Raw genomic sequence first — 11,215 nt, forward strand, 5'->3', positions numbered from 1 at the left:
TTTTGAGCATTTATGGTCATATTCTTGATTTCAGGCGTTTCGATAACAAAAATATATTTGTTCCATTGTATACCGCCGCCAAAACCGATATAATGGACAAGGTATTGCGAATGGGTACCTCTAACAACCTCGCGCCCGGCGCCACGCAGATTTTTTCCTGGCCTATTTTACAAAATGTTTAGGAGGTATGTGTGTGCAAACAGAATTGGATCAGAGAAGACTGGGGTATCTGCCCGATGAGACGCCCACGCCGGGCAAGCTGCTGGTCTTCGCCTTCCAGCAGGTGTTGGTCATGTTCCCCGCCACGGTCACCGTGGCGCTGCTGACCGGCTTTCACGTCTCCACCACCATTTTCGCCAGCGGTCTCGCCACGTTGTGCTTCTTGCTGGTCACCCGGGGGAAGATCCCGCTGTATTTCGGTTCCAGCTTTGCCTACATCGCCGCCGTCTTGAGCGTCATCGGTAGCGACCGCATCATCGATGGCATCGCCACCGACGCCGCCATCAGCGAAGCCCAGTTCGGCATCATCTGCTCGGGCCTCATCTCCATTCTGGCCGGCCTCATCGTCAGCCGCTTTGGCATGGAGAAGATCGAAAAGGTGCTGCCGCCCACGGTCACCGGCTCCATCGCCATGATCATCGGCATCTCTCTGGCGGGCACGGCCATGAACCAGGCCGCGGCTTATGCAGACGACGGGACCAGCGGCAAGGCCTGGGTCGCCGCCTTGGTCACTCTCGTCGCCACCGTACTCTTCTCGGTTTATCTCAAGGGCGTATGGGGCCAGCTGCCCATTTTGCTGGGCATCCTCACGGGTTACCTGGTCAGCGTGCCTTTGGGTCTGGTGGATTTCTCCCGCATCCTGGCCGACGGCGTGCTGGTGGCCCCCCACTTCACCCTGCCCACGCCCAATCTGACCGCCCTGCTGGCCATCATGCCCATTGCCATCGCCACCATTCCGGAGTCCACGGCTCACCTCTTCCAGCTGGACATCTATGTGAACGATCTGGCCAAGAAAAAGGGGTCGGGCGGGTACAAAATCGCCGACAAACTGGGCCTCAACCTCGTTGGCGACGGCATTGGCGACATCGTGGCCTCGCTGTTTGGCGGCCCGGGCGGCACCAACTACGGCGAGAACATCTCCACCATGGCCATCACCAAGAACTTCTCGGTGAAGATGCTGGGTGCGGCGTCCATTCTCTCCATGGTGCTCTCCTTTGTGGGGCCGCTGTCCAACCTCATCAACACCATCCCCGGTGCGGTCGTCAACGGGGCGTGTATCTTCCTGTTTGGCGTCATCGCCGCCCAAGGCGTCGCCATCATGGTCAACAAAGGGGTCGACCTGTTCGACGCCCGCAACCTGGCCGTCATCGCGGTGATGATGATCGTCGGCCTGGGCGGCCACTACGGTTTTTCGGGCAGCGGCAACATCCCCTTCCTGGGTCTGGAACTGCCTGCCATCGCCACTGCCGCCGTCGTGGGCATCGTGCTCAACCTGCTGCTGTCCATTGGCCGCAAAGAGGCCTCATGATTTGACAGCGATACACCATTCTTTGGGGAAATACAAGGAGGTCACCCGCTATGGAAAAATTGTTCAGGCTGAAAGAAAACGGCGCCAAGGTTTCCACCGAGATCCTGGCCGGTCTCACCACCTTCTTCGCCATGGCTTACATCCTGTTCGTCAACCCAGCCATGTTGTCCCAGACGGGCATCCCTTACGGTGCGGTCTTCCTGGCCACCATCTTCGCCTCGGCGGCCGGCACCTTGGTCATGGGCCTGTTCGCCAACGTCCCCTACGCCCAGGCCCCCGGCATGGGTCTCAACGCCTTCTTTACCTACACCGTCTGTTTCGCCCTGGGCTTTGCCTGGCAGGAGGCTCTGGCCATGGTCCTCCTGTGTGGCATCATCAACATCCTCATCACCATCACCAGGGTGCGCAAGCTCATCATCAAGGCCATCCCCACCAGTCTGCAAAACGCCATCGGCGGCGGCATCGGCATCTTCATCGCCTACATCGGCGTCAAGAACGCCGGGCTCCTGAGCTTCACCGCCGACCCGGGCACCTACCTGGCCCTGGGCGACGGCAATGCCGCCACCACCACGATCGTGGCAAACAGCGGCATCGTCCCCGCCTTGGTGGACTTCAATACCGCCCCTGTCATCTTCGCCGTCCTCGCTCTGGTCATCATGGTGGTCCTGGTCTCCCTCAAGGTACCCGGCGCCATCTTCCTCAGCATCATCGCCTCCACCGTCGTGGGCATCCCCTTCGGCGTGGTTGACCTGAGCGGCATTGGTGTCAGCACCGGCATCACCCAGTCTTTCTCCGAGCTGGGCGTCACCTTTGGCGCGGCTTTTGGGGCGCAGGGGATGGGGGCGCTGTTTGGCGACGCCTCACGGATCCCCTTGGTGCTCATGACGATCTTCGCCTTCAGTCTCTCGGACACCTTTGACACCATCGGCACCTTTATCGGCACCGGCCGGCGCAGCGGCATCTTCAGCGACGCCGACATGCGGGCCCTGGAGAACTCCTCGGGCTTTAAGTCCAAGATGGATAAGGCCCTGTTCGCCGACTCGGTCGCCACCTCGGTGGGCGCGCTGTTCGGCACTTCCAACACCACCACCTATGTGGAGAGCGCGGCGGGCATCGGCGCCGGCGGGCGCACCGGTCTGACCTCGGCGGTCACGGCGGCCATGTTCCTGCTCAGCATCCCCCTGGCCCCCATCGTGGGCGTCGTCCCCGCCCAGGCCACCGCCCCCGCCCTCATCATCGTGGGCGTCATGATGCTGGCGAGTTTGACCGACGTCAAGTGGACCGACATGGACGAGGCCATCCCCGCCTTCTTCGCCGCCATCTTCATGGCGCTGTGCTACAGCATCTCCTACGGCATCGCCGCCGGTTTCATCTTCTACTGCATCGTCAAACTCCTCCGGGGCCGGGCCAAAGATGTGCACCCCATCCTGTGGGTGGCCACCGCCCTCTTCCTACTGAACTTCATCATTTTGGCGGTCATCAAGTAGAACGTGTCAGCGTGTCACATGTCAGGGGGACGTATAAGTTGACACGTTTTATGTGTCAACTTATACGTCCCCCTGACATGCGTCCCTATTGACAAACATATCAGGATGATATATAATAACTATATCATCCTGATATGTTTGCTTATTTAGCAAAACCATTTATTCAGTATTTTTGTCTACGCATGTCATTGCGACGATTGCCGCCGGATGAACGCGGGGCCGGTTATGTCCGTTGACCCAGGGCCAAAAGAAAATGTTGAATTTGTGCGCGGCGAGGGTAAAATCACCATCTACCATGACGATGAAATTGAGCGCGGCTTTTGCTCGGTCTGCGGCGGCAAGAGGAAATTCAGGTCGAGTAAATGTGGTCATTATGGGAGGAAGATTACAACGTGAAAAAAAGCCGAAGCGAGGTCAATTCAATCCGACAAAAAATACGCAAGTTATTGCTTCTTTTGTCCATGTTCCTTTTTCCAATTACCCTTTACTATTTTTCTCCCGCGCTGATTATCAACGCGGGATTAGACGGGGTTGTCAGCGGGAGCTTTATTGTTTTCGTTTGTATGCTGATTAGCGGTGTTTTCTTTGGGCGGCTGTTTTGCTCTTACTTATGTCCGGCAGGTTGGTTGCAGGATTGCGCTTGCATTGTGAATGATAAACCGCCTAAACAGGGGCGGAAAAATTACATCAAATACGGGATATGGATTGTCTGGATTGCGGTGGTTGTTTTCTGCTACGTCCACAAAGGGCAGATATTGAAAATTGACTTTTTCTATCAAACAGAACATGGCATATCCGTGACTGATATTTACGGATACATAATCTATTACGGAATCATATTACTGATTTTACTCCCGTCCCTAATCGGCGGGACAAGGGCTTTTTGTCATTACTTTTGTTGGATGGCTCTCTTTATGGTGGTTGGGACAAAGTTGCGGCAACTGTTCCATATGCCAGGGCTACATATTGCAATAGACAATGACAAGTGCGTTTCCTGTCATCATTGTAAAGAAGTATGCCCCATGTGCATTGATATTTCGGATGTGGCACAGCGCGGTGATCTTAATATGGAGTGCATTAACTGCGGCGTTTGTGTTGATAGTTGTTTAAGAAAAGCCTTAACATATTCTATGCGGGGGAAGCAAAAGTAACGGCAAGGAGAGAAAACAATGGCAAATGAAAAGAAACTGGATTGTGTTATTTTGGGTTTGTTGAGCCATGAGGATTTAACTGGGTATGACATCAAGAAAAGAATTGACACCGCCTTAAAATATTTCTGGCGAGCGAGCTTCGGCAGTATCTATCCTACATTGAAAGAACTCGTCGCAGATGGTCTGGCAGAAAAAATAGATACTGCGGAAAATGACCGCAACAAGATTACTTATAGAATAACAGAGCAAGGCCGTCAGCACTTGAAAAACTGGTTGGAATTATCGGTAAAAAAAGATGAACTGCGGTATGAAACCTTGCTCAAATTGTTTTTCGCAGATGTCGCAAACCCCAAAACGTCAATTAGGCACGTTGAGAATTTTGAAGCGAGGATTAGAGCGGATTTCCCCTATCTACTGTCGGCGGTAAAGAACCTTGAAGTGGCGGACAGTAGTGATAAAGCACACATATATTATCTGCTTACAGCGAGATTTGGCGTGAAAATATATTCGGCTTACCTTGAATGGTGCGAGGAAGCGAAGCAGACGTTAGCGGGGATATGGTGATGGGCAACTTGGGACGTGTCAGGGGGACGGGCACTTTTACATCGCGGGAACCGTGTTCGTATATGTCGAACACGGTTCCCAATTGTCGGAAAATAAAATTTTTTCGTGGGGACTGCAATATTTTGGCTCCAAAATGGGATATATGAGTAGAGAGACAACTTCGACGCCGCATCTGCCGAAGATGCATGGGCACCGCGTGGAGTGAAAGACCTTGCTATTGTATCGTATGCGTGTGGGGATTGCCGTGACGAAACATGGGACGGTGGAAAGTTTTACGGAATACAGCCCCGCTGTAGCGGCGCAGGACATTGTCCAAGACGTTTATCTCAATTTTTAAAAAATGCGGGCGCCTGAAAATTTTTTCAATTTGATGCAACAATTCGGCTCTGAAAAAGGATATACAGTATAGAGGGGAGGTTTTTTCGGTGAATCGTCAGTTTGCTACCGCTGAACTTGAGAAAAAACGATTGAGGAACTTGGGGCCATGTTGGCCGACGACACGCTGCTGCCACTGGACGACCCTTCTAACACCGACAAAATTCTTGAAATTCTGGCGATCATCAGACGCAAAGAGAACAAACCCGCCGAGCTGCGCGAAGCAGAGCGGAGCGCATTCTGGACGAGACTACTGGACCGCTACGGGGATCAGCTGCCCTTCCGCCTCGAAGATGTTGTGCGTCCGCGCGAAGGCAAAACTTCCAACGGCGACGCCGGCTCGCAAGCCAGCCGGACGCGGTTTGGGCGCCGCCTTTCATGGCACAGAATCGGCAGACGATTCGCGGCGGTCGCTGTGCTGGTCACGGCGCTGCTGCTTGTGAACACGCTTGTCGCCTACGCGTTTCAGGTCAACATTTTGAGCGCGGTGGTACCCTTCACGGACGATCTGTTCCATAAAACGGTCGTGGTGTCAACAGTAGACACGCCCGGATCGGTAGGACCTCCGCAGGGCAGCCGTGTAAACGGAGGCAGTACTCTCCTTCAGACAGCCCTTGACGAATTGGGTATTACACAGCCGAACGCTCCCGGTTGGATGCCGAGCGGATTTGTGTTCGATAATCTGCAAGTTGCCGATGCACAGAGCTGCAAAATTTTAGCGGCACAGTATAAGCGCGGCAAAGAAGCGATAACGCTGACGTTTGCCCTCTACGATCAACCACTTACAGAGTTGACACGAACTCACGAAAAGAGCACAGGTACTCCATTGGAGTATGAACGCGACGGTATTATCCACTACATTTTTAACAATTTTGATGTTACAGTAGTGACATGGTTTGACGGCGTATGCGACTGCGATATTCAAGGAAATATTTCCGTCAAGGAAATGAAGTCAATCATCGACTCAATGTATTAAGGAGGGTTCATATCGTATACGCTACGGGAATGGCGGATGAAGTCGGCGCTACACAAATCGTCATACAGCGCAAGGACGGCTCTGTATGGACGGGTATCAAAACGTTTAGCCGCAGCAGTTATCCTGATTTAATCGATGAAGATTGTCTCTTCTATTCAAACAGCGTAACTTATGACGGCACCTCAGGTCAGCAATACCGCGCTGTGGTGACGATGTACGCAAAGATCGGCAGCGGCTCAAGTTCGTACAACTACACGACCAACACCGTGACCGCATAGCATGGTCTTCGCAAGACCAGACTCACGATGACCAACCGTATGTCAGGGGGACGTATAAGGTGACACGTAAAACGTGTCACCTTATACGTCCCCCTGACACGTTTTACTGAACTTCAGCATTTTGGCGGTCATCAAGTAGCGGCAAATGCGCAGCAAAAAGTGCTGGAAACCGTATGTTTCCAGCACTTTTTGTCATACTTACACGATGCGCCTAAGAGCACCCTGGGAGCGCCGGCATCCTGCCGGCCCCTTGCGGGCGGGACGCCCGCGCTCCCAGGTGAGGGCATTGCGATGGCGAACAGCGCGGTGAGAAGCGCGGCGCCTCTCAGCGCGACTCGCAATGGGAAACCAAAACCCCCGCAGAGCCTTGAATGCCAATGGCTCTGCGGGGCTTTGCTTTATATACGTCCCCGCGACACATTGTCACCCGGTTTCTTCCCCGCCAACGGCAGGGATACCAACACGGTAAACACGGTTTCATTAAACTCCCATTTCATCACGCCGCCCAAAGAATCGCAGCATTGTTTCATGCTCCTCAGGCCGATGCCGTGCCGGGCGGCGTCGGTCTTGCTTGTTTGCAAAAACTCGCCATCCTCTTTTGGCTTTCGGCCCAGGGTATTCCGAAGGATCCACAGCAGCCGCGTCCGGTTCGTCTCCAGTTCCATGTCTATAAAACGGTTCATATCCACCCGCAGACAGGCTTCGATTGCGTTGTCCAGGGCGTTCCCGATCAAGACACATGTGTCAAGCGACAAAACCTCCAGCTTTTCGGGAACTTGGATGCGCCAATTGCAGGCGATCCTGTTTCTTTCCGCCTCCTCCCTTTTGGCGGAGACAAGGGCGTCAAAGGCGGGGTTGCCAGTCGAGACGACGGGGGATGCCTTGTTTTGCATCCGCGCCACTTTTCGGATATTTTCCGCCAGTTCCTCATATTGGCCCGCCTCGCACAGGGAGAGAAAGCTTTGGACATGCAATTTAAAATCATGCATCAGCCGGCGAATCTGCGCGCGGTTCTCCGTGAGCAGCGTGATGTGTTCTCGCTGTACAGCATTCTGCTTCTCCAGCGCGGCGAGCAGTTTGTCCTTCTCAGCGCGCCGTATCAGCGCTTCCACCAGGGCAAAGATGATGATGTTCAGAAAGAAAAACACGATGATGCTGGCAATGGACAGCACGGTTCTCGGGCCGTCGTTTGAGACGGATTCCAGCGCAATCTGCATGACGACGAGTATGGAAAACAGCGGCAAACAGCACAGCGGCAGCCACAGCTTCGTCTCCGGTTTTTCAAGTTTTCCGATTCGGAAGCGCTCAAAAATTTTGATGAAGAACAACCGAAGAAAATTTGAGACGATGAGCGCTTGAAACCGGTGCGGTGTAAACTCCATGAGTGTGGCAAAAGACTCGGACTGCGGCACTGTCACAAGGAGCGCCGCCAAAAATTCGGCGAAGCTTGCCAAAAGAAGATACAGCGGCGGGGCCAGCAAAAACCAACGTGTTTTGATGCCGAAGCAGACGAAAGCGACGACAACCAGCGTGAAGATTGTCGTCAGCGCGATGAAGGCAATGCTGTCATTCAAATAATAACTGACCAAAAATTTGACCGCCGTAACGCCGCCCAGTGTGAGAACCACCACGACATTGGGCCGTTTTGCTTTTCGCTGCAAAAAAGCGGAGACAAAAACAAACGACATCACAGATTCGATTGCGGCGGTACATATTTCTATGACGATCCACATCCAAGCTTCCATGGCGACCTACTCCTTTCGGCTCGGCCTTCGCCAGACGCACTTTTGGCACCTAACCCATACACTCGCGGACACGGTCCAAATATTTTCGGCTCACGGGAATCTCAGTCCCGTCTTTCAAAGAGACGTGGTCGTCAAAGGTGATGAAGATATGCGCCATGTTGATCAAGTACGACTGGTGCGTACGGACAAACCGCTCCCGTGTCAGCTTTTCTTCTTCGTCGGACAACTTGCCAATGTAGTAAAATTCTCCCTCTAGGGTGACCGCGCGTATATAATGTCCGTCGCTTGCCAAGTAGAAAATGTTGGACAGCGGGATGGTTTTGTCTCCGCCGCCTTTGAGATGAATGGTGTAGACGGACGTTTGCCTGTGGGCAAGCAACACTTGCAGCCGCGCCAACGTTGTGTCAAAATTCACTTGCGACACGGGTTTTACCAAGTAATCCGACGCCGTAACGGAAAAAGACTGTGCCATATATTCCTCCAAGTATGTAATAAACACCACCAACACGTCCAAATCCAAAGTCCGAATCCGCTGCGCCACTTCAAAGCCGTCCATCTCGGGCATGGAGACGTCCAAAAATACGATGTCAAATCTTCCCATTGCAAGGTGACGGCAGAACTCCTCCCCGGACAGATATGTCTTTATTTTCAAAGGCAAATCGTCCTGTCGTTTTGCGTAATCGGTGAGAAGGCCACGTAGATCTTCGACACACCGTGCTTCGTCGTCACAAATGGCAACACGCATGCAGCTCGCTCCCTTCGCTTTTGTGGCATGGGTATTATATACATTTTCGTGTCAATTACATCCTTGAACCGACCTACCGCTTCGTTCTTTCCCATCCCAAGTGCGTCAAGGCCATCAAGGGCAAGAAAACCGACAAGCGGGACGCCAAGTGGATATCCAACATCTTCAAGCACGATCTACTCGGCGGGAGCTTTATCCCGCAGAAAAGTCAATTACTTGATTTCAAAGATTCCAAGTCCTTCTTGGTCAGAAAAGGATGTTTAACAAGTATTGATACCAAACTTGTTAAGGCGAATACGCCAATCGATATGTTTGAGATCACATGACTCGATACACCACACATATACAATACCGCAAGCGTAAGCATTGCGGTCGCAAACAATCCTGTTAAGACGCTTGCTTTTTTTTAATGAATTGTTACACAGTAACGCCGGATTTTCTGCTGCAATGCGCCTGAGCCGGACAGTAGCGACAAGTGTGAATGCACCATAGTATCCAGCAACAAATAGTGTAGCAACTGTGCAAACCAATCGCACCATTGTCTCTACAAACCACATCAATGTAATATAATTAATCATATTTCCTCCCTCCTTTCAAAAGCAAAGATATACCAACACATCAGTATGTACTACTGATGTGTTGGTAATTAGATGGAATCTTGGCTACCGCTTCGTACAGCACATTATTTTTTTAAAAATGCATATTATCAGTAGCGTAGTAGCAATCGTCAATTGCCATCATACAATTGTTGTTTTGATTAGCGACTTCTCTTCCCGCGGTCGCAGCTGTACCTGTCAGTGATGCTGTAGAAATAAGAGCTGCAATTGCAGCAGCTGACAAGATGCCTGCCGATGCGACTGCCATTCCCGACAATATTCCAGCGAAGAGCGCAGAAACACCTGCAGTTGTTGTTTTTGATGCGAACGAAGTTTCTAAGACTGCCAGTGTGTGTACCGAATCCTTAAACGCATTCGCTTGAGTCACATTTGAGCTGTTTTCCCATATTTTCAACTAATAAGTCCCAGAAGTACCGTCAAGTTTCGGGCGAATCAGTTTGCGCCCGGCGATAAGACCATCCTGCTCGCGCAACAACCGTCGTAGCTTTCGTACCCCGGCACAGGGCATTTGCGTGTGCCAGTAATCAAGCCGCTTCTTGATCTGTTCTGCGCGCTCCAGCGCTTCTGGATCCGGTGTGCGCTCCTTCTGTAGGCTGTCCAGCGCCCTACGCCCAGCAGCTCGCACCGGCGCTTCATCGTCAGACCATATGATTCATCCTGGTCAAAGGAACCTCCTGTTCGCTTCGGTTTTGGCTCGTACTGCCAGCAAAAAGTCGCGTTCCATTGTCAACTGGCCTACTGTCTTGAGCAACCTGTCCTTCTCCGCCATTGCCGCCTGTTCGGCCTTCTGCCGAGCTTTCTCGGCACTCGGTCCCTCAAACACACCCGGCGCCTTTGCCAAAAACTCCCTCTTCCATGTCGCCAGTTGGTTCGGGTTGATTTCATGCTCTGCTGCGATCTCTCCCAGTGTCCGTGCCTCCCGCAGCACCTCAAGCACTACCTTTACTTTGTATTCGCTTGTGAACTTCCGCTTCCGTCCCATCTGTGTGCACCTGCCTTCCTCTTGTCTCTTTTAGTCTATCAGGTCCACACTCCGTTTTCAAATTTTCTGTCGTTCCCTATGGGGACATTATACAAAATCGCAAGTCCATCATTGACGACAGAATGGTCAAACTGGTCGTCGATTGCGAACTGTGTTGAGGTGAACATGATGAGTCAGAATGTGATGATCCCTCTGAAGTTCGTGGACACGATGATTGAACTGCTGGGGCACTGGGATATTTCCAAGCATCCGCCTGTCATCCGCTACAATTACGACGATGTCCTCTGTGCGCTGAAAATGAAAAAGTGGAAGTGCGAACTCCATGACGCATATTCCAAAATTATCCAGGCCTATGACCAGCAGACCAGAGACGAGGCCAGAATCTACTACCTGAGGCTAAAAAATCGGTTCGTTTATGAGAAGCACAGCCATCTCTAAACTATCTTTCTCTGGCTACCATTGCCCACCCGCGTGTACGCGGGTGGGCTCCTCTCTGCAGTTTCTCCTTGGCCCCCTCACTTAGTGGGCACTGCTTTCGACTATTCGTGGGCAACTTGCTCCGGCTGTTGACGGGCACTTAGCTTCGGCGGCTACAATTAGCGTTTGACATCCCGAACCGTAAAGATTGCACACATCAACCCGATCACGAAAACGACAACAGTATAGACAAGATAGGGTGCGAGAGACTCCATGTGCTGACTGTTTTCATAGAAATTGAACGCGCCGCTCAGTGTATAGCGCTTTATGAGGTCGATCCCCAATAAACT

Annotated in this window: 13 protein-coding genes and 1 pseudogene; 9 read left to right on the plus strand and 5 right to left on the minus strand. The window is 52.3% G+C overall.

Going from position 1 to position 11,215, the window contains the following annotated elements:
- Positions 1-193: 193 nt before the first annotated feature.
- The 7 genes from LBK75_09375 to LBK75_09405 all read left to right on the plus strand — a co-directional run bounded on the left by LBK75_09375 (position 194) and on the right by LBK75_09405 (position 6,359).
- Complete coding sequence (locus LBK75_09375) at positions 194-1,528, plus strand: xanthine permease (GenBank protein ID MDR1158492.1); 1,335 nt, start codon at positions 194-196, stop codon at positions 1,526-1,528.
- 50 nt (positions 1,529-1,578) lie between these two features.
- Positions 1,579-3,015 carry an NCS2 family permease gene (locus LBK75_09380; protein MDR1158493.1) on the plus strand — a complete coding sequence of 479 codons (1,437 nt, stop codon included), beginning with the start codon at positions 1,579-1,581 and terminating at the stop codon, positions 3,013-3,015.
- Between the two features lie 168 nt (positions 3,016-3,183).
- Complete coding sequence (locus LBK75_09385) at positions 3,184-3,411, plus strand: GFA family protein (protein MDR1158494.1); 228 nt, start codon at positions 3,184-3,186, stop codon at positions 3,409-3,411.
- On the plus strand, positions 3,408-4,166 hold the full coding sequence (locus tag LBK75_09390) for a 4Fe-4S binding protein (GenBank protein MDR1158495.1): 759 nt from the start codon (positions 3,408-3,410) through the stop codon (positions 4,164-4,166). Before LBK75_09385 ends, LBK75_09390 begins: the two co-directional genes overlap by 4 nt.
- A gap of 18 nt (positions 4,167-4,184) precedes the next feature.
- Positions 4,185-4,730 carry a PadR family transcriptional regulator gene (locus LBK75_09395; protein MDR1158496.1) on the plus strand — a complete coding sequence of 182 codons (546 nt, stop codon included), beginning with the start codon at positions 4,185-4,187 and terminating at the stop codon, positions 4,728-4,730.
- A 484-nt stretch (positions 4,731-5,214) separates the two neighbouring features.
- Positions 5,215-6,081 carry a DUF4367 domain-containing protein gene (locus LBK75_09400; GenBank protein MDR1158497.1) on the plus strand — a complete coding sequence of 289 codons (867 nt, stop codon included), beginning with the start codon at positions 5,215-5,217 and terminating at the stop codon, positions 6,079-6,081.
- 29 nt (positions 6,082-6,110) lie between these two features.
- Entirely contained in the window at positions 6,111-6,359 is a 249-nt protein-coding gene (locus LBK75_09405; protein ID MDR1158498.1) for a hypothetical protein, read from the plus strand.
- A 398-nt stretch (positions 6,360-6,757) separates the two neighbouring features.
- Here LBK75_09405 and LBK75_09410 read toward each other — a convergent pair whose 3' ends face one another.
- Together LBK75_09410 and LBK75_09415 are read right to left on the minus strand one after the other, a co-directional pair.
- Positions 6,758-8,104 carry a GHKL domain-containing protein gene (locus LBK75_09410; protein MDR1158499.1) on the minus strand — a complete coding sequence of 449 codons (1,347 nt, stop codon included), beginning with the start codon at positions 8,102-8,104 and terminating at the stop codon, positions 6,758-6,760.
- 49 nt (positions 8,105-8,153) lie between these two features.
- Positions 8,154-8,849, minus strand: coding sequence for a LytTR family DNA-binding domain-containing protein (locus tag LBK75_09415; GenBank protein ID MDR1158500.1), 696 nt, complete (start codon positions 8,847-8,849; stop codon positions 8,154-8,156).
- 83 nt (positions 8,850-8,932) lie between these two features.
- On the opposite strand from LBK75_09415, the pseudogene LBK75_09420 reads away from it, so the two are divergent.
- Positions 8,933-9,049, plus strand: a pseudogene (locus tag LBK75_09420) (IS110 family transposase).
- Positions 9,050-9,109: 60 nt separating this feature from the next.
- Here LBK75_09420 and LBK75_09425 read toward each other — a convergent pair.
- The 3 genes from LBK75_09425 to LBK75_09435 all read right to left on the minus strand — a co-directional run bounded on the left by LBK75_09425 (position 9,110) and on the right by LBK75_09435 (position 10,448).
- Positions 9,110-9,427: a hypothetical protein gene (locus tag LBK75_09425; GenBank protein ID MDR1158501.1), complete on the minus strand. Its 318-nt coding sequence runs from the start codon at positions 9,425-9,427 to the stop codon at positions 9,110-9,112.
- Between the two features lie 112 nt (positions 9,428-9,539).
- Complete coding sequence (locus LBK75_09430; GenBank protein ID MDR1158502.1) at positions 9,540-9,860, minus strand: hypothetical protein; 321 nt, start codon at positions 9,858-9,860, stop codon at positions 9,540-9,542.
- Positions 9,861-10,127: 267 nt separating this feature from the next.
- A complete protein-coding gene (locus tag LBK75_09435; GenBank protein MDR1158503.1) occupies positions 10,128-10,448 on the minus strand; it encodes a transposase in 321 nt (106 codons plus the stop codon).
- 168 nt (positions 10,449-10,616) lie between these two features.
- On the opposite strand from LBK75_09435, the gene LBK75_09440 reads away from it, so the two are divergent.
- On the plus strand, positions 10,617-10,886 hold the full coding sequence (locus LBK75_09440; GenBank protein MDR1158504.1) for a hypothetical protein: 270 nt from the start codon (positions 10,617-10,619) through the stop codon (positions 10,884-10,886).
- Positions 10,887-11,215: the final 329 nt, after the last annotated feature.

It is taken from the genome of Oscillospiraceae bacterium (assembly GCA_031265355.1).
GTDB lineage: Bacteria > Bacillota > Clostridia > Oscillospirales > UBA929 > JAIRTA01.

Coding starts and splice junctions, on each gene's coding strand:
- LBK75_09380 (MDR1158493.1), top strand. CDS start 1,579: ATGGAAAAATTGTTCAGGCTGAAAGAAAACGGCGCCAAGGTTTCCACC.
- LBK75_09395 (MDR1158496.1), top strand. CDS start 4,185: ATGGCAAATGAAAAGAAACTGGATTGTGTTATTTTGGGTTTGTTGAGC.
- LBK75_09400 (MDR1158497.1), top strand. CDS start 5,215: ATGTTGGCCGACGACACGCTGCTGCCACTGGACGACCCTTCTAACACC.
- LBK75_09405 (MDR1158498.1), top strand. CDS start 6,111: ATGGCGGATGAAGTCGGCGCTACACAAATCGTCATACAGCGCAAGGAC.
- LBK75_09410 (MDR1158499.1), bottom strand. CDS start 8,104: ATGGAAGCTTGGATGTGGATCGTCATAGAAATATGTACCGCCGCAATC.
- LBK75_09415 (MDR1158500.1), bottom strand. CDS start 8,849: ATGCGTGTTGCCATTTGTGACGACGAAGCACGGTGTGTCGAAGATCTA.
- LBK75_09425 (MDR1158501.1), bottom strand. CDS start 9,427: ATGATTAATTATATTACATTGATGTGGTTTGTAGAGACAATGGTGCGA.
- LBK75_09435 (MDR1158503.1), bottom strand. CDS start 10,448: ATGGGACGGAAGCGGAAGTTCACAAGCGAATACAAAGTAAAGGTAGTG.
- LBK75_09440 (MDR1158504.1), top strand. CDS start 10,617: ATGAGTCAGAATGTGATGATCCCTCTGAAGTTCGTGGACACGATGATT.